This is a genomic window from Citricoccus sp., assembly GCF_032154715.1.
Taxonomy (GTDB): Bacteria; Actinomycetota; Actinomycetes; order Actinomycetales; family Micrococcaceae; genus Citricoccus.
The window spans coordinates 1-22453 of sequence record NZ_JALDXU010000021.1 but is presented as its reverse complement, the minus strand read 5'-3'; the positions used below and the strand labels follow the sequence as shown (position 1 = coordinate 22453).

Genomic DNA, 22453 nt, shown 5'->3' with positions numbered 1-22453 from the left:
CTGCGGTGGTGCGGGTCCAGAGATTCCCTCACGACCCCCTATGCCCGGTGCCGGACCGCGGGCGTCCGGTTTCACGTGGGCGGTGACGGGCCGGCGTCGTGCCCCGGCCGTCAGAAAGGCGGATCACCCGGCCCGCTGTGCGCGAGGCCGAAAATCGCGGTGCCGGCGTGCCGATAACCCGATCAGAGGCCCGCGGGTCCGCGGACACGACGGCCCCTCGGCCGCGGACTCGGCAGTGGGCGAACAGCCGGGGAGCAGTTCACAGCGGTAGGCAAGGAGGACGTCCATGGCGACGACGGTTCGGTGGCTGGTGCCGTGCCTGATGGCACTGGGAGTGGTGCTGCTCCCCGGGTTCGCCTCCCCGCCGGTGGCCGCCGGTCACCTGGTGGAGACGGGCCGGAGTGCAGTCTCGGACGAGGTGGAGCCGGACACGGCCACCGCCCGGGTCCGGCAGCTGATGGCCCCGTGGTGCACCGACGTGCCGACCAGCGTCTACGAGGGATCCGGCGGCCAGGCGGGCTACACCGAGGTCCGGCATCCGCTGTTCGGGCGCAGCGGGGACCCTGACGTGTACATCACGATCGGGCTGCAATGGCCCACGGACCATGCGGGCACCCAGGCGGTGGCCCTGCACGAGTGCGCACACATCCTGCAGTACCGCGCCTACGACTACGATGCCGCGGCCCTCGATGCGGACATGGCCCGGCTGTATCCGGAGGGCACGTCCTCCGGCACCGAGCACATGGCCGATTGCATGGCCGATGCGATGGGGGCCGTGCGCTCCGGCAGCGTGGACGGCAGGGGTTACAACGTCGGCTACGGCGGCGGGTGCACCCCCGAACAGTACGACGCCGCCACCCGGTTGATCGACGGCCACCGCCCTTGACGGCCCTGCATCCCCCTCCCTCCTCAACTGAGTCGCACGAATTGGCCCCCATTTCCGGATCCGACGGCCAATTCGTGTGACTCAGTTGTGGAGCCGGGGAACCAGAGATGTCGATAGGCCTCCGGCCGGCCACTGCACAGGTGACACCGATCCGGCAGTTCTCCACGACCGGCCTGGCCCAGCCCCTGGTGCAGGCTCTGATGTCCGTCAATGGGGAGATGAACCGTCCCGAACCGCCATCGATCCCAGAGATCTTCACCCTGACCGAAGGACGCGCGCTGGAGCTCTCGCGCCACCGTCTCTACCGTTCCGGATTGACCATTCCCTTCCATCGCCTGCGCACGGCCCCACCGGCTGACCCGGGCGCGGAAGAGGCTATGGCGCGCTTCAGCAATTCCGAGTATGCGCGGACACTCTCCCGGCAGGACCCGTCCCTCGTGATCAGCCACCAGACCGCCGCCGAGACGTGGGGAATGTGGTTGCCGTGGAGGATGCAGACCACGCGAATCCATCTGTCCCGCGTCCGGTGCCGGGCGGGGATCCCCCGGTACCAGGGAACGGTGGGGCATTTCATCCGCCCCGGTGCCCGTGACGTGAGGGGCGTGGACGGCTACCGCATCACCTCGCCAGAATGGACCTGGGTCGATCTGGCCTCGCAGCGGCTGACCGTGGACGAATTGGTCGCGGCCGGTGATGCCCTCCTGCAGCGTGGCGACGGATTCCCCCGACCCGCGACATTCATCGGTACCAACCCCCTGGCCACCAAGGACTCCATCCTCGATGTCCTGGGCCGGCGCAAAGGATCGCCGGGCATCAGGAAACTGCGCCTGGCGGTGGACCTGCTCCGTGAACGGGTCGACTCCGAGCCGGAGTCACGGCTCAGGTTGAAGATGGTCGAGGGCGGCTGGGACGAGCCCGCAGTCAACCCCCGGATCCGCTTTGCCGACGGCTGGGAATGTGATGTCGACCTGGCCCTGCTGCAGTGGCGGATCAGTCTTCAGTACGAGGGCAAGCACCATTTCACCCTCGAGAAGCAGTACAGATCGGACCTGAATCGTGATGAGCAGATCCGGGCGCGTGGCTGGGAACCCATCCGAGTTGATTCCGCGGTCTTCACCCGCCAGGGGTGGCATGCCTTCGGCTACCGGCTGACCACAGCCGTCGAGCGCCAGCAGCAGCAGACCTCATGGGTGCCCTTCACCGCCGGCACCTGATCTCCTCCACCTGCTCTCCTCCAACCAGGTCGCACGAATTGGCCCCGAGACCCGGGGCCGAGGGCCAATTCGTGCTACTCAGTTGAACTCCTCAGTTGAACTCCGGGAGGTGGAGGTCCCCCAGATCGTGGATGCGGCCCCGCCGCCGGCGCATCAGCTTGGCGTCCAGCTTCAGGGTGAAGGCGATGACCACGGCCACCGCCCCGTACAGCTCGGCGGGCACCGGTGCGCCGACCCGGCAGTGGTCGTGCATCATCCAGGCCAACTCGATGTTCTTGACCAGCGGGACCTCGGCGTCCACCGCACGTTCACGGATGCGCGCGGCCATCTCACCTTTCCCGGCGGCCACCACCACGGGGGCCGCGTCGCCAGCCTTGTACCGCAGGGCCACGGCCACGTGCACGGGGTTGACCACCACGGCATCGGCGGTGGAGACATCGGAGATCATCCGGTTGCGGGACATGGACAGCTGCCGCGAGCGCCGCTGCGACTTCACCAGCGGATCGCCCTCGGAACTCTTGTGCTCCCGCTTGGCCTCATCCTTGGTCACCTTCGTCTGCTTGCGGTTCCGCTTGGCGACCACGAACACGTCCGCGGCGGCCATGACCAGGCCGGCCAGCACGGAGAACCACAGCAATTGCAGCGCGGCGGTGGACACCACCGACGTCACGGCCTCCAGCGGCAGCAGTCCCGCCCCCATCAGCCCGGTGGCCACGGCCTGGATCACCCAGTACATGAGCAGGCCCACCGCCGCCGACTTCGCCAGGGCCTTCGCCGCGTTCCACCACGCCTGGGGACCGAGGATCTTCTGGGCGGCGGACACCGGGTTGAAGTGGTCGAACTTGGGGGCCAGGGACCGGAATGTCACGGGCCCCTGGAGGAACGGTGTGGCCACCGCGGCCAGCATCGCCACGGCCATGAGCGGCAGGATCGAGGCCCCCAGCGCCCCGCCGGCCTGCGCCAGCACCTGCAGCGCCACCTGCGGGTCGCCCGATTGGGCGGCCCGGGTGATCTGGAACAGCGAATCCGTGGCGGCGCCCTGCGCGGCGAGGATCGTCATGGGGACCATCACCGCCACGGCGCCCACCACCACCCACGCGGAGACATCCGTGGAACGGCCGAGCTTGCCCTTCTTGCGGACCTCGCGCATCTGCCGGTCGGACGCCTGCTCGGTGCGCTCACCGGTCTCGGAACTCACGAAGCCCTCACCGCAGCACCTGCTGGATCAGCTCCACGGCGGAGTCGGTCAACTGGTCCAGCGCCATCGGCAGCGCCGCGAACACCATGCCGCCAAAGGCCAGCGTCACCAGGATCTTCAGCGGGAAGCCCAGGGAGAAGGCGTTCAGCGTGGGCGCCACCCGGGTCAGCAGCCCGAGGCCGACGTCGGCCAGGAACAGCACCGCGATCAGCGGCGCCGCGATCTGGGCGGCGGCGGCGAACATCCCGGTGAAGGCGGCCGCGACGGCAGCGGACGCCGAGGACATGTCCGGCAGCTCCCCCAGGGCGATCGCGTCGAAGGAGGTGCCGAGGCCGAGGAACAGCGGGATGTGGGCGCCCGAGGCCAGCATCATCGCGATCATCCCGTTCTGGAACAGCCGGGTGAACTGGGCGCCGTTGACCATCGATCCCGGGTCGTAGACGGTGGCCATCTGGAAGCCGGAGGCCAGGTCGATGAGGGAGCCGGCGGACGCCACCGCGGCGAACGCCACCATCACGAGCACGCCGAGCACCGCCCCGGTGGCCGCCTCCGCGGTACCGGCGGCCAGCAGCGCCCCGGTGTCCAGGCCGCCGTCGGGAACATCCACCCGGCCGGCGAAGGGCAGGGCGAGTCCCAAGGCCACGAGCCCTTTGATGCGCCACGGGAAGGAGGAGTTGGAGAAGGGTGGGGCGATGGCGATGAACAGCGTGGTCCGCAGCAGCACCAGGAGGTACGCCTGCAGCCACGCCGGGTCGAGGGTGACGTCCATGAGGGCCCCCGCTAGCCGTTGATCAGATTCGGTATTTGCTCAAAACACCACTGGGTGAACGTGACCATCTCCTGGATCATCCAGTACCCGGACAGCGCCAGAACCACCGCGACGGCGATCGCCTTGGGCACGAAGGACAGGGTGATCTCCTGCACCTGGGTGGCGGACTGCAGCAGGCCGATGAGCAGGCCCACCGCGAGGGCGGTGATCAGCACCGGTGCGGACAGCTTGGCGGCCATCAGCAGGGCCTGCACCCCGAGATCGACGACGGCGTTCTGGTCCATCTCAGCCCCCCGCCCCGTTGTACGTGCCCACGAGGGAACTGATGATGAGTCCCCACCCGTCCACGAGGACGAACAGCAGGATCTTGAACGGCAGGGACACCATGACCGGCGGGAGCATCATCATGCCCATGGACATCAGCGCCGAGGACACCACGAGGTCGATGATGAGGAACGGCACGAAGATCACGAAGCCGATGATGAACGCGGCGCGCAGCTCGGAGATGACGAACGCGGGCACCAGGGTGGCCAGCGGGGTGTCGGCGGGGGTGGCGGGGTTCTCCAGGTCGGCCGAGCGGGTCATCAGGGCGATGTCCTCCTCGCGGGTGAGCGGCAGCATCCACTCGCGCAACGGCACCTGGGCCGCCTCGACGGCCTCCGTGAACACGATCTGGCCGTCCGCATAGGGGGTGATGGCCACGTCGATCACCTCGGAGATCACCGGCTGCATGATGAAGATGGTCAGGATCAGGGCGATTCCGGCGAGCACCTGCGTGGGCGGGGTGGTGTTCAGCCCGAGCGCGTTGCGGGTCATGGCCAGCACCACGAAGACCTTGGTGAACGAGGTACACATCAGCACCAGGGACGGGGCCACCATGAGCACGCCGATGCCCAGCAGGGTCAGCACCGAGGAGGAGGGTTCGCCGTCGGGTCCGTTGATCTCGATGTTCAGGCCCTGGCCGGTGCCACCGTCCGTGCCGCCGGTCCCGTCCGGGGCCGGGTCCAGCGTGTCCGCGGCGGCCGGTGCCGCGGTGAGCACCGCCAGAAGCCAGAGCCCGACGACGGCCAGCAGCACGCCGGCCAGCACCGGGAGCGCTCGGGGCGCCCGGGAGACGGAGTGGTTCACGGCCGGGTGCCCTCGGAGGACGAGGACTTGCGGCCCAGTCCGGACCACTGGGTGCCGGCGGTCAGCGCGGACAGGGTGGCGGCGAATCCACCGGCACCGGCCGCATCACGGTGCGCCGCGGACTCACGGCGTGCGATCGGTTCGCGGCGCGCGGAGAGGCCGCCCGCCACGGACTGGGCCTCCGGCGCGGGAGCGTCCCAGGTCTCGACGGTGTGCGCGCCGCCGTCGGTGAGGGCCACGAGGTGGCGGTGTCCGTTGGTTTCCACGACGACCAGGTTCTGCGTCCGGGACACCGACTGGCGCGAGATCACACGGAGCGCGTCCTCGCCTCCGGCGCCGAAACGGCGCCGGGCCCCCCGGGCGGAGAGGTAGAGCGCCAGGGCGACGATGCCCAGGGACAGCGCCACCTGCAGGATCTGGCCGAAACCCATGTCAGCCCAGGACCTCGGCGTTCTCGTCCCGGATGGAGGTGATCTTCACGGCGAAGTCCAGATCCTGGACCACGACCTCCCCGGAGGCCAGTAGACGGCCGTTGACCAGCACGTCCGCCGGGGCGCCGGCCGCACGGTCCAGTTCGAGGACCTGGCCGGGCTTGATGCGCAGCAGCTCGGCCACCGTCAGGGTGGTGCGGCCGATGACCACGGACAACTCCATGTCCACGCCGCGGATGCGGTGGACGTTGCGCAGGAAGTCCTCGTCCACCGTGGTGTTCCGGGAGGGGCGCTCGTAGGTGGCGCCCTCGCGGATGGCCAGCACCAGGGCATCGGCCCCGTCCACGGTCACCACGAACAGCTGCGGTGCGGACTCGCCCAGGGAGGCGGTGAAGGGGTTGGTGCCGGCGAGGGCGGGCTCCACGGAGGACGGGCCCACGGCGCCGGCGGTGGACAGGCCGGAGTCCACGGCAGGCTTGAGGGCCGAGCCGGGGTCGTCCGCCACGAGGTCCGGCAGCTGGGCGGCGGCCGTCAGTCCGATGACCACGGAGCCGGGCCAGCCGACGGATCGGAAGACCAGCGGCCGGCTGGTGGCGGGCAGCTGATCGGCCGTGGTGGCGGTGCGGGTCTCGATCTGTCCGGCCAGCGGCAGGGCGGCGGCGGTGGCGGACACGATCTTGGTGACGGTGTCCATGCGCGGCAGCGCGGCGTTCGCTTCGGTCACTGGTCCAACTCCGTTTCAACGATCTTCATGTACTTGCGGGATCCGTCCACCACGTCCACGGCGGTGGCCAGGTGCTGCCCGTCCACGGTGAGGTTGAAGGGGCGGTTCGAGGTGTGGGTCAGGGGCAGGATGTCCCCCACGGCCAGCTTCAGCAGGTCCATGGAGTTGATCGTGAGGGCATTGGTCTCCAGGCGGACCTCCACGGGCGTGGCGGTGAGCTGTTCCATGGCCAGCCGCGGGGCGTCCTGGTCCGTGTCCACGGGATTGGAGGAGCCCAGCCGGGGCAGGATGATGTCCGCGGGCAGGGTCAGGGTGAAGCTCTCCGGGGCCCCGGATCCGGTGGTCACCACGAAGGCCGCCACGATCATCAGGTCCGTGGGCGCGGCGGCCTGGACGAAACCGGGGTTGTAGTGCACACCCAGTTCCAACACGGGCGCCGCGTCCAGCACGCCGGTGAAGGAGTAGGCCAGGTCCTCCATGACCCCGGACATGGTGCGGCGGAGGACGCCGATCTCGGTGCCGGTGAGATCGCGGTGGGCAGGCAGTGACTCTCCATCGGAACCGAGCATGCGGGACACCCAGTCGGCAGCCGTCTCGATCGGCATCTGCACGATCCCCCGGGTCTCGGTGCCGGCGAAGTGCAGCAGCATCATGCAGGTCGTGGCCGGCAGCGAGGCGGTGTAGGTGTCATAGGTGGCCAGCACCGTGAGCACGGGGGTCACCGCGGTCTTGGTGCGCAGCCGGGTGGTCATCTGGGAGGACCACTGGCGGGCGAAGGTGTCACAGGCCACGTCGAGGATGCGTGAATGCTCGCGCGCCAGCGTGGTGGGACGCTGGAAGTCGTAGGGAAGATAGTGCGCGGACGCCGCCATCTCACCGGCGGAGACGGACTGGCCGGTCAGCGGGTCGATGATGTCGTCCGCGCTGAGGTCCTCTAGGCCCATCGGTGCCTCCTCGTCGGTGGGTTGCTGCGTGTTCTCGCAGGTCCCTATGCCGAGGTCCGGAGGCCGGCCGTCACGTTTCGTCGCTGTCCGGATCTTCCGGCGCCGCCGCGCCGGAGGCGCCGGCGCCCGCGTCGTCCTGTGTCTGCACCACGATGTCCACGCGCCGATTCCGGTCCAGCATGTCCCGCTGCCCCTCGATCGGCCGGGTGGACCCGAACCCGGTGGCCGAGGCCTTCTCCCCCGAGAAGCCCTGGGCGTCCACCATGTGCCGCACCACCTGCACCGCGCGGTCGGCCGAGAGCTCCCAGTTGGTCTCATAGTTCAGCGGCTGGCGGTAGTCGGCATGGCCCTCCACGGTCACGCTTCCTCCCTCAGCCTCGATCACCGGGGTGATCCCGGCCAGCAGTTCGGTGGCGGAGTCGGACAGGCTCGCGTCATCCGGAGTGAACATCGTCTCTCCGGAGAGGATGCGGATCACCAGGGCGCCGTTCACGTGGGTGAACTCCACGGTGGATTCCTGGCCGGTGCGCGTGAGGTTGGCCTGCACGCCGGCCTGGATGTCCTCGAGCTTCTCCGCTGCTGTCTGCGGGGGCTGGGGTTCGGCCACCTCGCCGGAGGACTCCACGGCGTCCACGGCCTCGGGGCCGGGCTCCAACGCGTCGATCCCGGAGTTGAGGTCGTTCAGCTCCGTCTCCTCCTGGCCGAATCCCTGGGCGAGGGAGTTCTTGAGCTGTTCGTACTTGCCCGCGTCGATCGAGGACATGGAGAACAGCACCACGAAAGTCAGGAACAGGACGGTCATCATGTCCAGGTAGGACACGGCCCAGCGTTCATCCATCTCGGGGGCATGGGGCGCCCCCTTGCCCTTGCGTCGGCGGGACATCTACGCGGCCTTGGATTTCCCGGATTTGCCGGACTTGCCCTTGCCGCCGGTCGAGCCGGTGCCGAGGTGCGTGGAGCTGGAACCGGCGGCGCCGTCGTCGTCCGCTGTGTCCTTGCCCTTGCCCCTGCCACCCTGGGCGAGCCGGAAATCCGGGACCAGGGCGTGCAGGCGGTCGTTGAGGGCGGTGGAGTTCAGGCCGGACTGGATGGCCAGCGCGCCCTCCACCACGAGCTCCAGGTTGGACTGCTCGAGCTCGCACAGCCGCCGGATGCGGGTCGCGATCGGATGCCAGAAGAAGTTGGCGGTGAGCAGGCCCCACAGGGTGGCCACGAACGCGGCGGCGATCATGTGGCCGATGTTCTCCGGCTCCGCCAGGTTCTCCATGACGTGGATCAGCGAGGCCACGGTGCCCACGATGCCGATGGTCGGGGCATAGCCGCCCATCTGGGAGAACCAGTTGGACACGGACATGACCTCGTCACGCCGGGTGTTCTTCTGGGCCTCGAGCAGATCTCCGAGGGCATCGGAGTCCAACCCGTCCGCCAGCCCGGTGATGGCCGAGCGGATGAGCGGGTCCTCGGTCTTCTCCGCCTCGGCCTCCAGCTCCAGCAGGGAGCCGCCGCGGGCCTTGGCGGAGAGGGAGGAGATCTCCTCGATCACCTCCCGCGGCGGGCGGACCCGGCCCTTGAAGGCCCAGCCGAAGACCTTGCCGACGTTCTTCAGGTCTCCCAGGGTGGTTCCCATCAGCGAGACGGCGATGGTGCCGCCGAACACGATGATCATGGGGGCCACGATGAACAGGGATGAGATGGAACCGCCCTCCATGATCACCATGACGAAGAGGGAGGCGAAGGCGGCGATGATGCCGATGATCATCAAGGGGTCCACGGCTCAGTGCTCCTTGTCGGGGACGGGCGTGAGGTAGTCGGGGTGGTCCGGGTGATGCCGGGAGTGCTCCGGGCGGCCGGGCCGCTCGCGGGATTCTCCGGGCGGGTGGGAGGCGGCGCGCAGCAGACCCACCCGATGGTCGTGGAGGATCTCGTGGACCGTGTCGATGTCCTCGGCCGCGGTGAAGGACCGGCCGGTGATCATGGTGACCACACAGTTGGCGCCGTTGGCGCGCAACTCCTCCACGAGGTCGGGGTTCAGCCCGAACCGGTCGCCCCGCAGGGTCGTCAAGAGGATCATGGTCACCCCTTCCTTTCCGTCTGTCCGTCTGTTGGCCCACCGTTGTCATCGGTCCGCCGGGCACCGATTTTTCACCGGCGCCCGGACGGGGATGATCAGCGCTTCAGGTTGGTCAGCTCGGACAGGACCTCGTCCGAGGTGGTCACGATCCGGGCTGAGGCCTGGAAGCCGCGCTGGGCCATGATCAGGTTGGTGAATTCCTTGGACAGATCCGTGTTGGAGCCCTCCAGGGTGCCGGCGGCCAGGGCGCCGAAGCCGTCCTCTCCGGGGGTGCCGAGGGTGGCCTCGCCGGAGTTGGTGGTGGCGCGGAAGGCGGAGGAGCCGGCCTTCTCCAGACCGGCGGGGTTGGCGAAGGAGGCGGTGGCCACCTGACCCACGGCGCGCAGGTCGCCATTGGAGAAGGTGCCGTTGATGGTGCCGTCCTGGGCGATGGAGAAGCCCACGATGGTGCCGGCGGAGGCGCCGTCCTGGCCCGTGAAGGCGGAGGTGTCCATGCCGGCGTACCCGGTCAGCGCGGACAGGTCCACGGTGATCCCGCCGACGTTCAGTGAGCTGGTGCCGGTCTGCTGGCCCTGGGCGTTGAAGGCGACGGTGCCGGTGCCGGTGGCGCCGTTGGCGTCCTGGCCGGAGACACCCCATCCGCCGGCGGTGCGGGTGAAGGTCAGGGTCAGCGAACGCGGGTTGCCGGCACCGTCGCGCACGGTCACCTCACGCACGCGGGTGTCCCCCACCTCGGCCTCGTTGGGCAGGTTGCCACCCATCTCCGCGGAGGTGGTGGCACGGGCCGGCGAGGTGGCCAGGGCGTCGATGCTCAGCGGCACAGCGGGGCCACCGGCCTGGACGGTGCCGTTGGGACCGGCCGCCCAGCCGTTGAGCCGCGCGCCGTCCGGGGTCACCAGGTTGCCCGCGGCGTCCAGGCTGAAGGATCCGGCGCGGGTGTAGAGCTGCTCACCGCCCTTGGAGACCACGAAGTAGCCCTCGCCGCCGATCATCAGGTCCGTGGCCTTGCCAGTGGACATCATGGAGCCGACGCCGTGGTCGGTGGTGATGGCGGCGGTGCGCACACCGAGACCCACCTGGGCGGGGTTGGTGCCACCGAGTCCGGTGCCCGGGGCGCCGGCGTTCTGAGCCATCTGGGACAGGGTGTCCTGGAAGGTGACGGTGGCGGCCTTGTAGCCGGCGGTGTTGACGTTGGCGATGTTGTTGGCGGTGACATCCAGCATCTGCTGGTGCGCACTCATGCCGGAGACGCCGGTGTTCAGTGAACGGAGCATGGTGGTGCCTTCCTGATGTGGTTCCGGGGTTGATGCCGGGGTGGGTGCTGGTCTGATGCGTGGTGGGGGTCGGGGTGTCTAGTCGTCGGTGGTGGTGGGCTTGGCCCCGAGTGCGCTGATCTGCGCCAGCGCCACGGTGGTCTCGGATCCCTCGATCTCCAGCCGGGTCTCCCCGTTCTGGAACAGGGCGCCGGTCACGGTGCCGGTGGAGAGCTCCCCGGTACTGGCATCCATCCACTCGACGTCCTGGCCGATCAGGGCGGCGGCCGTGGACATGGAGCTGGCGGCGGTCTGGGTCTGCAGGGTCTTGGAGATGCCGTTGAGGGTCTCGGTCATGGACAGCTGCGCGGCCTGGGACACCATCTGGTTGGTGTCCATGGGCGAGGACGGGTCCTGGTTCTGCAGCTGCGTCACCAGCAGCTTGAGGAACACCTCTTCGTTCATCTCTTGGGCCGGCCCGGTGGCGGCCTCGCGCGCCTGGCGGGCGGCATCCAGGGTGACGGTGGGTTTGCCGGTGGCTGCCGGGGTGATCGGGTCTGGCATCCGTGGCTCCTTCGGTTCGGTGGTCGATTCGGTGGTCGATCCGGTGTTCGGTTCGCGTGCGGTGTGCCGCCCTGGACCGCGTGTGGGTGCGGTGGCCCGGCATGGTCCGGTATCCCTATGCGCCGGGATCGGGTTCAGGCGTAGACATCGAGCCCGCCCGTCCCGTCATCCCGCCCGGTGCTGGCGGTGGGACGTTCTGCGGGATCGGCACCGGCGGCGGTGGCCCCGCCGTGGGTGTTCCCGACGCCGTCGCCCTCCTGGTCCTTCCCGTCGCCGCCGCGGCCCCCGGGGGGCGGCCCAGCGCCCGGTCCGGCGGCGTTCGCATCGCGGTGCCCGGAGGAACCACCGGACAGGTCCAGGGTCGCGCCCGCCTGGGCTCCGGCCAGTTCCCGGCGCAATTCACCGAGGACGGCACGCAGGTTCTCCCGCCCTGCCTCGGTGGCCGCCGTCATCTCCAGGCGCACGACGCCGTCCCGGCTGGTGGCCTCGATGGTCACCGGGCCGAGGGCCTCGGGACTGATCCGGACCGTGGCCAGGTGGGTGCCGTTCGGCAGGCTGACCGCCCGTCCGGCGGCCTGCACCACGGGGGTGGCGAGCTGCTGGACGGTCCATGCGCGCACGGCCGGGGCCGGAGTGGCCCCCGCGGAAGAGGGAGCGGGCACCACGACGGCGGCCGGGGCGCCCGCAGCGGCCGGGATGGTGGCGGCCGCGGCCTGCGCGGTGGGGTGGGCGGTGCCAGCGATGGGGTTGACGGCGCTTCCGGTGGCCGCGGTGGCCGCCGACGCTCCGGCGGTGGCGTTCGAGACTCCAGTGCTGGTGCCGGCCGCGGGAGCCAGTCCTGTCGCCGTCATCCCGGTCAACGAGAACGACGAGGAGGAGACGTGGGACCCCGAGGTGTGCACCGCCGACGGCTGGGACGCGTGGGCCGGGTTCTGCAGCGGATTGAACACCGTGCTGGAGAGAGTCTGGTTGCCGGTGACGATGACGGTGTTCGCCACCGTGGCCGCACCGGGCCCCGCGGACGTGGGGGTGGCATTGGGGACGGACTCTGCCCCCGCCGCAGTACCGCCCGCGATCCCGGTGGTTCCGGGCCTGCCCATGCCAGCCGCACCGGGGTAACCGGCGACGGTGGTGTCAGAGTGGCCCACGCTGGCGGCGGCGGACCCGGCCACACCGGTACCGGCCTCGGCAACGGCATCGGCATCGGCATCGGCATCGGAGGATTCCGGCACGACGGCGTGGACCGGTGCTGCTGTGGCGTCAACGCTGGCTTCGGCGCTGCTCTCCATGCCGGCCCCGGCAGGCGCGCCGGCCTGGCCGGCCTGTCCCGGGCCGGTGTCCTCCGCGGAACGCACTCCGTCCAGGGAGATGGGCCGGGAATACTCGCGGGCTGCGCGCTCCGGCGTGTAGCCCGGAGGCAGGACGGAGGTGGCGTCGTTGCCCTCACCGGCTCCGTCGGAAGTCCCGTCGGCCGTGCTGCCGGAGGCGTCGCGCAGGTGGTCCGCGAAGCGGGGCCCGGAGGCGCCAGCGCCGGCCGAGCCTGCGGAACCGGCACCGCCGGAGCGGGAACCGGAGGAGCTGGAGCCGGCACCGGACAGCGAGCGGGACGGATCCGGCGTCGGGCCGGGGGTGAGTGAGTTCAACGGTGAGCCGATCATGCCGAGGCACCTGCCAGCTGTTCGAAGGCGGCGCGCGTGGAGCCGGACTGGGAGGCGGAGCCCGATCCGCCGGCGGGAGCCACGCGGCGGATGGTGTCGATGTCATCCCACGAGAACAGGGAACGGATGGACACGTTCTCCCCGGGCTGTGGCGCGTGCAGGATCTTGTTGTCCCCGAGGTAGATGGCGATGTGACTGCCATTGCGCATGCCGAGCAGGTCACCGGGCTGGGCCTCGGCGAGTGAGGTGACCTCGGTGCCGACCTTGGCCTGGGCCCGTGCGACGCGGGGCATGTCCACGCCGAGCTCCTTCATGACGTACTTGACCAGGCCGGAGCAGTCGAAGCCCTGCGACGGGGAGTTGCCGCCCCACACGTAGGGGGTCCCGAGGTACTTCTCGGCGGTCTCGACGATGCTGGCACCGAAGGCGGTGCCGGCGGCGGTGCCCCTGGAGGCGCCGGCCGAGCCGGTGGCGTCGGCGGACGAGGCGGCGTCGGCAGCGGACGGGGCGTCCGAGCCCGTGGCGGTGCCGAGGGCCTCCTCGAGCGCCGCGGAGAAGCCGTCCGTGGCCGCCGCGGTGCCGGCTCCAGGGAGGCCTCCCGTGGTGGATCCGATGATTCCGCCCGCACCGCTCACGCCGGCCGTGGTGGCCCCGCCAGGCAGGCCGGCGCCGACGGCGAGGGACCGTTGCGGAGACAGTGCCTGGAGGCTCGACTCGATCTGCGCCATGCGCGCTTCAATGGCGGCCAGTGGCATCAGGACTCCTCCTCCTTCACGTCATGGTCCGTCTCATGATGCTCATCGCGGTCGCGGTGATGCTGGGCCGAGACGAGTTCGTCGAGCATCTGCTGCTCGGCGCGGGCGTCGAGCGCCCGCAGGGTGGCGTCGTGGCGTTCTTTGAGCAGTTCGGCGCTGCGGCGGGCCTGCCGGGCGAGCATGAGGGCCGTCTCCGCGGCATCCACCTCACCGTCGGCCACCTGCTGGGCGGCCCTGATCTCGGAGAGCTGACGGGCGGCGCTCGCCCGGGCGATGCCGGCGGCGGCCAGCACGCTCTGCCCGCCGAGGTCCTCGAGCAGTTCCCGCTCATCGGCGGCCCGGCGTTGCACGCCGCGGGCCGTGACCCGGGCCTGGTGCAGCCCGGCCGCGGCCTGGTCCTCCTGGATGCGGCGCACTTTGAGCAGGGAGGAGAGCTTGAAGGCGGCCATCAGGCGTCCCTCCCGGCGGGCTCGGCGCCGAGCACCGCGGCGAGCCGTCCCAGCCGGGCCCAGGCCTCGGTCAGGGGGGTGGAGTCGTCCATGTCCTGGCGCAGGAACCCGTTGATCTCGTCCTGGGCGGCCAGGGCGGCGTCGGCCAGGGGCCGGTTGCCGGGGACGTAGGCGCCCACGTCCACCAGGTCCTGCACGTCCCGCTGCTCGGCCATGGCCCGGCGGACCGAGGTGATGTTCATCTTGTCCGCGGGGCCGGTCACCGCCGAGGCCACACGGGAGATGGATGCCAGGACGTCGATGGACGGGAAGTGCCCAGACACCGCCAGGGCCCGGTCCAGCACGAGGTGACCGTCCAGGATGGAGCGGGCGGAGTCGGCCACCGGGTCGTTGTGGTCGTCACCGTCCACCAGCACGGTGTAGATGCCGGTGACGGAGCCGGACCGGTCCGTGCCGGCGCGCTCCAGCAGCTGGGCCAGCAGGGAGAACGTGGACGGCGGGTAGCCCCGGGTGGCCGGCGGCTCCCCCGCGGACAGCCCGATCTCACGCTGGGCCATGGCCACGCGGGTCAGCGAGTCCATCATCAGCACGGCGTGACGGCCCTCGTCCCGGAACTGCTCGGCGATCCGGGTGGCGGTGAAGGCGGCCTTGCGGCGCATCATGGCCGGTTCGTCTCCGGTGGCCACCACCACCACCGACCGGGCCAGACCCTCCGGGCCGAGATCGTCCTCGAGGAATCCGCGCACCTCGCGACCGCGTTCGCCCACGAGGGCGATCACGGAGACCTCGGCGTCCGTGCCGCGGGCGATCATGGACAGCAGGGATGACTTGCCCACGCCGGAGCCGGCGAACAGACCGATCCGCTGGCCGCGTCCCAGTGCGGTGAAGGTGTCCACGGCGCGCACCCCGGTGCTGATCTGTGCGTTCACGGGGGCGCGGTCCAGGGCCTTCGGGGCCGAGTTCTGCACGGGGACGGACCGGACCCCGGTGAGGGGCCCCTTGCCGTCGATCGGCCGGCCGAGGCCGTCGATGACGCGGCCGATGAGCCCGTCGCCCACGGGGACCTGTCCCCCGCGGTGCGAGCGTGCCACGGGAGTGCCGGCGAAGGGGGCCCAGCCGTCGGCGAGCGGCATCACGGTGGCCTCGGTGCGGTTCACGGCCACCACCTCAGCTTCCACACCGCCGAGACCGTCCGGGCCCTCGCCCACGGACACCACGTCCCCGACGGCGACCGCGAGCCCGCCGATGGTGGCGCGCAGTCCCTGCGAGGAGACGACGGTCCCGTAGGCCACCGGGGCGGCCAGGCGGCGGATCGAGGCGACGTGGCGGTCCAGGTGCGCGGTCAGTTCCGCGGTGGAGAGGGTGACGGTCATCGGTCTGCCTCACCGTCATGGCGCACCTCGGACGCGTAGCTGCGGACGCGCGTCAGGGCGTCCTCCACCCCCGCCTCGAGCCAGCCGTCCCGGTACACGGCCACGGCCCCGCCGGGCTGCAGGCCCGGATCGGCCACCAGCTCGACGCCGGCCGGCACCGAAGCGGCGGTGGTCGCCGCGCGCACGGCGTCGGGGTGCAGGCGGATGGTGTGCACCGGGGAGGGCGTCCTGGCGGTCAGGGCACGGTGAATGGTGGAGCGGACGGCCACGGAGGCCTCGGAGAGTTCCGCGTCGAGGATGATCTCGGCGACCTGGCAGGCGATGCCGAAGACGGCGTCCTCGGCCGCGTCCAGGGCATGCACCATGGAGGCGGTGAGCTGGGCGGCGGCGTGCCCCAGCGAGGCCAGGGCCTGTTCGGTCCGCTCGGTGGTGGTGCGCATCAGCCGTTCGTGCTCGGCCTGGCGGGTGGCCTCGAGGGCGTCGGCGTGGCCCTGGGCGGCTTGGAGGCCGTCCACGTAACCGCGGGAACGCCCCTCGATCACGGCGGCGTCCACCACGGGTGAGGAGACCACGGACACGGGGGCCGCGTGGTACTCGGAGATACGCAGGGACCGGAGCCCGGTGTGGTGCCCGAGATCCGGGCGTGGGGCCGCGAGTGACTCAGACATACTCGTCCTCCTCCTGCTTCGAGAGGTCCAGCTCGCCGGCGGCCTCCAGGGCACGGACCTCGCGGACCACCTCGCCACGGGCCTCCTCGACTTCCGAGGTGCGCAGCTTGGAGACGGCGGAGGACTCCTCGTTGAGGGCCACCACGTTGCGTGAGGACATGTTCCGCCGGATCTTCTGTTCCAGGGCGGGGTTCGCGCCACGCAGCGCCCGGGCCAGCACATCCATGCGGATGGAACGCAACACCATCTGCAGGGAGTGGTCCTCCAGCCGCAGGAGGTCGGCGAAGGTGAACATGAGGTTCCGCACCTCGGCGCCGAGCTCCGGGTCGGTGGCGGCCATGTACTCCAGGACCCCCCGTTCGGTGGCGCTGTCCGCCCGGTTGACGATCTCCACGAGGGACTGCACGCCGCCGATGGCGGCCTGTTCACGGGCGGTGGCCACCGAGGAGACGCGGGACTTGAGGATCTCAGCGGTGACGCGCACGGCCTCGGTGCTGGGGGTGCCCATGGTGGCGATGCGGAAGGCCACCCCGTTGCGGACCGGCTCGTCCAGTCCGGAGAGCACGGCCGAGGCCGTGCGCGGGTCCAGGTTGGAGAGCACCACGGCCTGGATCTGCGGGGTCTCCTCGTGGATGAGCGCGAGGATCTGGGTGGCGTCCATGGTGTCCAGGAACTCGAAGGCCTTGCCGGCCAGCACGCCGGCCGCGCGTTCCATGACGTCCCCGGCCTTGTCCTCGCCGAAGGCACCGGAGATGAGCCGGCGGGCGAGGTTGGCCCCACCCCGGGCCGGCGTCCGGCCGGAGTCGACCATGGTGGCCAGCTCCGCCATGACGAAGTCCACGGTGTCCGGATCGGCGCTCTTCATGCGCATGATCTCCGCGGAGACCTCCTGGGCCTCGTCCTCGTTGAAGTGGGACATCACCTCGGAGGCGACCACGGGGTCCAGGTCCATCAGGAGCACGGCGACCTTCTGTACGCCGGTCAGCTTGACGTCCTTCATGCCAGCTCCTTCGCTTCCATCATGGCCCGCATCATCTCGGCGGTCTTCGCCGGGTCCGTCTGGGCGGCGTGGTGCACCTTCTGTGCGGCACTGGGGCCCTCCGGCAGTGGGGCGGGCACCACCGGGAGCGGCGGCAGCGCGGACAGGGCCTGGGTGGGCGGCTCAGGCACGATCACGGGCATCTGGCCGGTGTCCGGACCGGTGGAACGGTCCAGCATGGCCGGTGCCGGCGCGGTCTCACCGAGGTCCTCGAGGGTCTCCACGGTCCGGCGGCGGCGCAGGATCATCCACACCACGAAGCCGACCAGCAGCACCGCGGCGACGATGCCATAGAGGATCACGTCCCGGATCAGCGCGTCCTGGGCGGCGGCCGCCTCTGCCGCCTCGGCGGCCTCTATCGCCTGCTGGGCCTCGGCGGCACCGGCGGTGGAGAACGGGATGACCTCCACGGTGACCGTGTCCCCGCGGGCCTCGTCGAGCCCGGCCGCGGTGGACACCAGTCCGGTGATCTGCTCGGTGGTCAGGCCGCCGGCGGCGGCCGCGTCCACTGCCACGGCGACCGTCTGGCGCTCGACGTCACCGGCCGGCGTCGTGGTGGAGGTGGTGGTCTTGTCCACGGCGTTGGTCCGGGAGTCGGACTCGGAGGTGAACTCCCCGGAACCGGCGGTGTTCGCGTCCGTGTTGGCCACGTTGTCCGGCCCGAGCACGCCGGTGCCGGCCGGGGCACCGCCGCCGGTGTAGTCCTCGCTGGCCGTCTGCTCGGTGAGGGCCTGGACACCGCCCTCGGGGGTGGCGAACTCCTCGGACACGGTCTCGGAGGTGGACCGGGTGGTGGCCACGGTGGCGGCAACGGTCGAGTTTCCCGCCCCCACCAGGTTGTCCAGCACCTTCTGCACATTGGCGGTGACGGCGGCGGAGCGCTCCCCGTCCCCACCGGACAGGTCCACGAGTCCCTCGCCGACGGCGGAGAGGACCTTGCCGGTGGAGTCGACGACGGCCACGTCGGTGGGCTCCATGCCCTCCACGGAGGCCGAGGCCAGGTGGACGATCGCCTGCACCTGCTGATTGTTCAGGTCGCCCCGGGGGCTGGAGACGAACACGGAGGCCGTGGGCGTTCCCTGTTCCGAGGCGAAGACGGTCTCCTCCGGCATCGCGAGCTTGACCGAGGCCTGATCCACCCCGTCCATCTGGCCGATGGTCGCGGCCAGCTCGCCCTCCAGGGCGCGCTTGTAGGTGGTGTCCTGCTGGAACTCGGAGGAGGTGATGCCGACCTCGTCGAGCAGGTTGTAGCCGGTGCCACCGCCGGACGGCAGCCCGGCTGCGGCCGCGGACAGACGCTGGTCGTAGACGGCCTCGTCCGGCACCAGGATGGTGGTCCCGCCGTCCTGGAGCTCGTATTCCACGCCGGCGGAGTTCAGCTGCTCCACCACGGCGGCTGCGTCGGTGGAGGACAGCCCGGTGAACAGGGGGGCCAGGGTGGGCTTGGCGAGCTGGAGGGCGGCGAAGATGCCGCCGGCCACGAGGGCGACGGCCAGCAGGGAGGCGATGATGCGCTGGCCCAGGGGCATCTCGGAGAGCTTGTCCCCGATTCCCTGGAACCAGCCGGCCGGGCCGGACTTGCGTGCCGGGGGCAGGGCGGAGGCGGTGTTGAAGCTCACGGGGTCACGCCTGGATTCTCATGAGCTCGTTGAAGGCCTGCAGCCCGCTGTTGCGCATCGCCACCATCAGGTCCATGGTGGCCGAGGCCTCGGCAGCGGCGATCGTGGCCTCATGGATGTCCTCCAGGTCGCCGGTGACGGCCTGCAGGGTCAGGGTGTCCCGCTCGCCCTGCAGGGCCTGCAGGGAGTCGACCTGACCGGCGAGCTGGGACCCGAAGGACCCGGCCTGCGCCCCGGACGGGGCCGAGACCGCGGTGGCGCCGAGCTGGCCGGCCGCGCCGGTGACGGACTCGGGGCCCGCGGGCAGCGCACCGGGGAGGGCGGCCGACGTCGGGCTGGTGGGGTTGACGGCGGGCATGGCTGGCAAGTTCGCGACAGCTCCGATGGAGCCGATGGAATCCAAGGGCATCAGTTGCGTCCGATCTCAATGCCGGCCTGATAGACCGTCTTGGCTTTGTCCACGACCTGGGAGGCCAGGGAGTAGGAGCGCTGGGCCATGATGAGGTTGCCCATCTCCACACCCATGTCGATGTCCGGGCGGCGGATGTAGCCGTCCTCGTTGGCCTCGGGGTGGTCGGGCTCGTAGGAGAGGAGGCCCTCGGCGTCCCCGTACTGCACGTTCGTGACCTGGACGCCCTGACCGGTTCCGGCGGGGGCGACCTCGAGGTAACGGGCCTGGAAGGCATCCCCGTCCGCGCTGGTGACGGTGTTGATGTTGGCCATGTTGTCCGCCGTGGCGTCGATCCAGCGGCGGTTGGCGGACATGGAGGTGCCGGCGATGCCGATCGCTTCAAAACTGGGCATCAGGAGGTCCTCGCAGCCGTGGAGACCCCGGAGAGCTTGGACTTGATGGCCTGGGAGGCGAACTGGTAGCTCAGCACCGTGGCCTCATTGGAGAGCACCTCGGTGTCCGCGTTGACGTTGTTGCCGTTCAGGCGGGTGGGCTCGAGGGAGGGTTGTTCCGCGGCGGTGACGTGGCCGTCACCGGCGGCGATCGAGCGGGCGAGCTGCTGTTCGAACTGGACCCTGGTCGCCTGGAACTGCGGCGTGTTGACGTTGGCCAGGTTGTTGGCGATGGCACGCTGGCGCGCCGCCAGCCCATCGAGCGCCGACTCCAGCGCGTTGACCGTGACAGACATCCGTTTCCCCTTCCCCTGGGCCCGTGTGGGGGTGCGGGCCCGTGAGTGCACTCGTTGTCCTGCTCGTGTCTCTCGCCTTCGGAAAGGAGACATGCGCAGAACGGCGGACGCGGGCGGCCGGTTTCGTGTCCGGACGCTCGGAAGTCCCTATGCGGGCAGGTGCGGGGTGGGTGCGCGTTTTGCGTGAAGGTGCCGTCGTCCTCAGGTGACGAGCACGTCGGTGGGTGACCGGCCCGGCGTGTCTCGACGTCTGCCGTGCTCATAACCAAGAGGAGTGTGACAGGTGGCGCGCGGGGACGACGCCGGCCGGTTCCGGCGCGCTGTCAGGCGCCGGTGTCCAGGTAGGCGGCGGTGGCGCCGCGGTTCGGCTGGGTCATGCGCTGGGCTCGCGCGGTCGCCTTCAGGGACTGGGCGACACCGTCCTGCTCGGTGCGCATCTCCCGCAGGGCCACCGAGAGGCGGGTGGTCAGATGAGCCATGCGGCGCTGCAGATGCTCGGGCGGAGCTCCGGCGGGGCGGGCCTCGAGCTCCTCGGGCAGCGGGGCGGGGTGACCGGCGTCGAGCCAGGCTTCGAGCTCGTTGGCGAGGGTCTCCCAGGCCAGGTCCGCGAGGACGGACTCACGGGTGGTGTGCGCGGCGGTCACGGCAATGGAGTTGCGGCGAAACGGGGTTGTGAGGCTCATGCCGTCTTGGCTGCCTGTTCGAACGCCTCGGAAACGGGGCTCAGCAGCTCGATGGCGCGCAGCACGGCGTGGGCGTCCGAGTTCTGGTTGGCCGCGGAGATGGTCTGGAGGCAGAACGCGTAGACCGACTTGAGGTCGGCGGCACCGGCCCACGCGTTGACGTCGAGGGTGCCATCCAACTCGGACAGGATCGACTGGGCGTGGACCAGGTGGCCACTGGCCGTGCCGGTCTGGCCCTGCTGCAGGTCCGTGGCGGCGCGGTGCAGGTCCAGGATGAGGCGCTGGAAGAGTTTGACGGTGAGCTGGGCCGGGGTGGCGGTCATCAGCTCGCGGCGTCGCATCTCCTCGATGGGGTTGCGCTGAGTGGTGCCCAACATGGGTGCTCCTGGGGATTCGGGGGGACTGGATGAGACGGGAGGTGGTTCTGGGGTCGGACGGCCGGTCCGTCAGTCGTTGTCCTGGGTGAACATGGCGAACTGGCCGGTGAGGTACTTCTGCAGGTCGTTGGCCTTGGCGATGGCCATCTCCATGGCGGTGAACTGGGCGCGCAGGGTGGATTCGCGCATCTCGATGCGGCGTTCGGCGTCCGTGATGGAGTCCGCGGTGCGGCGGTTGTCCGTGACCCGGTTCTCGATCGACTTGGTCAACATGCCGTCGTACTGGTCCGAGTAAGTGTCCGCGGCGGTGGAGACTCGGCCGGCGAGATCCGTGAGGGCGGTGGCGGCCCGGGTGGGGTCGGCGGCCAGTGCCTCCGCGAACTTCTCCGCGTTGAAGGTCAGCATGCCGTTGCGGTCGGGCTCGATGCCCAACCAGGACTGGCTGGTCCCGTCGGCCGGACGCACGGCCGCGTTGAAGATGCTGCTCTGCAGGTTCCGGACCGTGGAGTCCCCCACGAAGAGGCCGGCCTGGGTCTCGCTGCCGCTGGTTCCGGTGCTGGCCGTGACCGAGGTGTTGAGCTTGATGGTCTCGAGGATGTGGTTGATCTCGTCGACGAGATTCTGGGCCTTCTCGGTGGCCGCCTTCGGATCGTTCTGCGCTGTGACGTTGGCGGTCTGGCCCACGGCGGAAGCGGAGACCGTGATGCCGATCCCGGTGGCCAGATCGTCGAAGGTGTTCGAGGAACTCGTGACCGTCTGGGCCGCGGTGGTTCCCGGGAACAACGTGATCTGGGCGTCGGTGCCGGTAGAGGTGATGGCCCCGCCGTTGGCGGGATCGAAGAGGTCGGTGCCGCCGGCCGTGGCGGTGAAGGTGCTATTCGCCCCCGTGTCGATGGAGACGAGTTGCAGGCGGTGCAGGTCGTTGCCGTCGGCATCGGTGCCGGCGCGGACCAGGGTGGCGGAGAGACCGAGGTCCCCGGCGGCGTTGATGTTCTTGGCCAGGTCGCCCAGCGAGGTGCCGGTGAAGCTGTGCTCGGTGCCGTCCGCGGTGGTGATGACGAGGTCGGAGCCGTCCCAACCGGACAGCGGGGCGGAGACGCCGGAGTGGCGCGCGGCCACGGCGTCCACAGCAAAGTCCAGGGAGGTGGGGCTGGCTCCATCAGCCACGGTGACGCCCACGCCGTCCACCGTGGACTTGCCGGTGACCGGGCGGAAGCCGTTGCCCTCCGTCATCTCACCGGTGGTGGTGGCCAGCCCGGCGATGAGGGTGTTGAGCTGGCGGAGCGCCTTGACCTCGTTCTCCCCGGCGGCCAGGCGCTCCTCCATCAGGAGGATGGGCATGCGGTCGGCGGACAGGATGGCACCGATGAGTTCGGTCGTGTTCAGTCCTGAGGCGATGCCGTCGAAGCTGATGCCGGCCATGGTCTCTGCCTTCCTGCCGAGAGGGGTGGTGCGGGTGCTGGTGATGCTGCGTGGTGGTCCTCTGGAGGACCGCGAGCGGGGGGGGGGGG

General features: G+C 70.4%; 27 protein-coding genes. 2 read left to right on the top strand and 25 right to left on the bottom strand.

The features are described from left to right. The first annotated feature begins 286 nt into the window (after positions 1 to 286). Together RUH65_RS05715 and RUH65_RS05710 are read left to right on the top strand one after the other, a co-directional pair. Entirely contained in the window at positions 287 to 886 is a 600-nt protein-coding gene (locus RUH65_RS05715) for a hypothetical protein (RefSeq protein WP_313816307.1), read from the top strand. Between the two features lie 140 nt (positions 887 to 1026). After that, the gene (locus RUH65_RS05710) at positions 1027 to 2100 is read left to right on the top strand and encodes a hypothetical protein (protein ID WP_313816305.1); all 1074 of its coding nucleotides are present in this window, start codon (positions 1027 to 1029) and stop codon (positions 2098 to 2100) included. 91 nt (positions 2101 to 2191) lie between these two features. On the opposite strand, the gene RUH65_RS05705 is transcribed toward RUH65_RS05710, so the two are convergent. The 25 genes from RUH65_RS05705 to fliD form a co-directional block, all read right to left on the bottom strand. Further along, positions 2192 to 3298, bottom strand: coding sequence for an EscU/YscU/HrcU family type III secretion system export apparatus switch protein (locus tag RUH65_RS05705; protein ID WP_313816304.1), 1107 nt, complete (start codon positions 3296 to 3298; stop codon positions 2192 to 2194). A 7-nt stretch (positions 3299 to 3305) separates the two neighbouring features. Continuing rightward, a complete protein-coding gene (locus tag RUH65_RS05700; RefSeq protein WP_313816303.1) occupies positions 3306 to 4067 on the bottom strand; it encodes a flagellar biosynthetic protein FliR in 762 nt (253 codons plus the stop codon). 11 nt (positions 4068 to 4078) lie between these two features. Continuing rightward, positions 4079 to 4351 carry a flagellar biosynthesis protein FliQ gene (fliQ, locus tag RUH65_RS05695; protein ID WP_313816302.1) on the bottom strand — a complete coding sequence of 91 codons (273 nt, stop codon included), beginning with the start codon at positions 4349 to 4351 and terminating at the stop codon, positions 4079 to 4081. Between the two features lies 1 nt (position 4352). Then, complete coding sequence (gene fliP, locus RUH65_RS05690; protein WP_313816301.1) at positions 4353 to 5195, bottom strand: flagellar type III secretion system pore protein FliP; 843 nt, start codon at positions 5193 to 5195, stop codon at positions 4353 to 4355. Further along, positions 5192 to 5626 (bottom strand): flagellar biosynthetic protein FliO, encoded by a 435-nt coding sequence (locus tag RUH65_RS05685; RefSeq protein WP_313816300.1) that lies wholly within the window; start codon positions 5624 to 5626, stop codon positions 5192 to 5194. Before RUH65_RS05685 ends, fliP begins: the two co-directional genes overlap by 4 nt. Before the next feature lies 1 nt (position 5627). After that, on the bottom strand, positions 5628 to 6350 hold the full coding sequence (locus RUH65_RS05680) for a FliM/FliN family flagellar motor switch protein (protein ID WP_313816299.1): 723 nt from the start codon (positions 6348 to 6350) through the stop codon (positions 5628 to 5630). After that, positions 6347 to 7294: a flagellar motor switch protein FliM gene (locus RUH65_RS05675; RefSeq protein ID WP_313816298.1), complete on the bottom strand. Its 948-nt coding sequence runs from the start codon at positions 7292 to 7294 to the stop codon at positions 6347 to 6349. The genes RUH65_RS05680 and RUH65_RS05675 overlap by 4 nt, the downstream gene beginning before the upstream one ends. A gap of 70 nt (positions 7295 to 7364) precedes the next feature. Continuing rightward, positions 7365 to 8177, bottom strand: coding sequence for a flagellar motor protein MotB (locus RUH65_RS05670; RefSeq protein ID WP_313816297.1), 813 nt, complete (start codon positions 8175 to 8177; stop codon positions 7365 to 7367). Continuing rightward, entirely contained in the window at positions 8178 to 9065 is an 888-nt protein-coding gene (locus tag RUH65_RS05665; RefSeq protein ID WP_313816296.1) for a MotA/TolQ/ExbB proton channel family protein, read from the bottom strand. 3 nt (positions 9066 to 9068) lie between these two features. Beyond that, on the bottom strand, positions 9069 to 9365 hold the full coding sequence (locus tag RUH65_RS05660; RefSeq protein WP_313816295.1) for a flagellar FlbD family protein: 297 nt from the start codon (positions 9363 to 9365) through the stop codon (positions 9069 to 9071). Between the two features lie 95 nt (positions 9366 to 9460). Continuing rightward, positions 9461 to 10639, bottom strand: coding sequence for a flagellar hook protein FlgE (locus RUH65_RS05655; RefSeq protein ID WP_313816294.1), 1179 nt, complete (start codon positions 10637 to 10639; stop codon positions 9461 to 9463). Positions 10640 to 10717: 78 nt separating this feature from the next. Further along, a complete protein-coding gene (locus RUH65_RS05650) occupies positions 10718 to 11182 on the bottom strand; it encodes a flagellar hook capping FlgD N-terminal domain-containing protein (protein WP_313816293.1) in 465 nt (154 codons plus the stop codon). 134 nt (positions 11183 to 11316) lie between these two features. After that, a complete protein-coding gene (locus RUH65_RS05645) occupies positions 11317 to 12840 on the bottom strand; it encodes a flagellar hook-length control protein FliK (protein ID WP_313816292.1) in 1524 nt (507 codons plus the stop codon). Beyond that, positions 12837 to 13595, bottom strand: a complete 759-nt coding sequence (locus tag RUH65_RS05640) for a C40 family peptidase (protein ID WP_313816291.1) — start codon at positions 13593 to 13595, stop codon at positions 12837 to 12839. Before RUH65_RS05640 ends, RUH65_RS05645 begins: the two co-directional genes overlap by 4 nt. After that, positions 13595 to 14044 carry a flagellar export protein FliJ gene (locus RUH65_RS05635; protein ID WP_313816290.1) on the bottom strand — a complete coding sequence of 150 codons (450 nt, stop codon included), beginning with the start codon at positions 14042 to 14044 and terminating at the stop codon, positions 13595 to 13597. The genes RUH65_RS05640 and RUH65_RS05635 overlap by 1 nt, the downstream gene beginning before the upstream one ends. Next, positions 14044 to 15417: a FliI/YscN family ATPase gene (locus RUH65_RS05630; RefSeq protein WP_313816289.1), complete on the bottom strand. Its 1374-nt coding sequence runs from the start codon at positions 15415 to 15417 to the stop codon at positions 14044 to 14046. The genes RUH65_RS05635 and RUH65_RS05630 overlap by 1 nt, the downstream gene beginning before the upstream one ends. Then, entirely contained in the window at positions 15414 to 16085 is a 672-nt protein-coding gene (locus RUH65_RS05625; protein WP_313816288.1) for a FliH/SctL family protein, read from the bottom strand. The genes RUH65_RS05630 and RUH65_RS05625 overlap by 4 nt, the downstream gene beginning before the upstream one ends. Further along, positions 16078 to 17085: a flagellar motor switch protein FliG gene (gene fliG / locus RUH65_RS05620; protein ID WP_313816287.1), complete on the bottom strand. Its 1008-nt coding sequence runs from the start codon at positions 17083 to 17085 to the stop codon at positions 16078 to 16080. Before fliG ends, RUH65_RS05625 begins: the two co-directional genes overlap by 8 nt. Further along, positions 17082 to 18743, bottom strand: coding sequence for a flagellar basal-body MS-ring/collar protein FliF (gene fliF / locus RUH65_RS05615; RefSeq protein WP_313816286.1), 1662 nt, complete (start codon positions 18741 to 18743; stop codon positions 17082 to 17084). The genes fliG and fliF overlap by 4 nt, the downstream gene beginning before the upstream one ends. Positions 18744 to 18747: 4 nt before the next feature. After that, positions 18748 to 19152, bottom strand: coding sequence for a flagellar hook-basal body complex protein FliE (locus RUH65_RS05610; protein WP_313816285.1), 405 nt, complete (start codon positions 19150 to 19152; stop codon positions 18748 to 18750). After that, positions 19152 to 19547: a flagellar basal body rod C-terminal domain-containing protein gene (locus tag RUH65_RS05605; protein WP_313816284.1), complete on the bottom strand. Its 396-nt coding sequence runs from the start codon at positions 19545 to 19547 to the stop codon at positions 19152 to 19154. Before RUH65_RS05605 ends, RUH65_RS05610 begins: the two co-directional genes overlap by 1 nt. Further along, the gene (locus RUH65_RS05600; protein WP_313816282.1) at positions 19547 to 19882 is read right to left on the bottom strand and encodes a flagellar basal body protein; all 336 of its coding nucleotides are present in this window, start codon (positions 19880 to 19882) and stop codon (positions 19547 to 19549) included. Before RUH65_RS05600 ends, RUH65_RS05605 begins: the two co-directional genes overlap by 1 nt. 323 nt (positions 19883 to 20205) lie before the next feature. Next, entirely contained in the window at positions 20206 to 20565 is a 360-nt protein-coding gene (locus RUH65_RS05595) for a hypothetical protein (RefSeq protein WP_313816280.1), read from the bottom strand. Next, positions 20562 to 20942 carry a flagellar export chaperone FliS gene (locus RUH65_RS05590; protein WP_313816279.1) on the bottom strand — a complete coding sequence of 127 codons (381 nt, stop codon included), beginning with the start codon at positions 20940 to 20942 and terminating at the stop codon, positions 20562 to 20564. The genes RUH65_RS05595 and RUH65_RS05590 overlap by 4 nt, the downstream gene beginning before the upstream one ends. Before the next feature lie 69 nt (positions 20943 to 21011). Further along, complete coding sequence (gene fliD, locus RUH65_RS05585) at positions 21012 to 22364, bottom strand: flagellar filament capping protein FliD (protein ID WP_313816278.1); 1353 nt, start codon at positions 22362 to 22364, stop codon at positions 21012 to 21014. Positions 22365 to 22453: the final 89 nt, after the last annotated feature.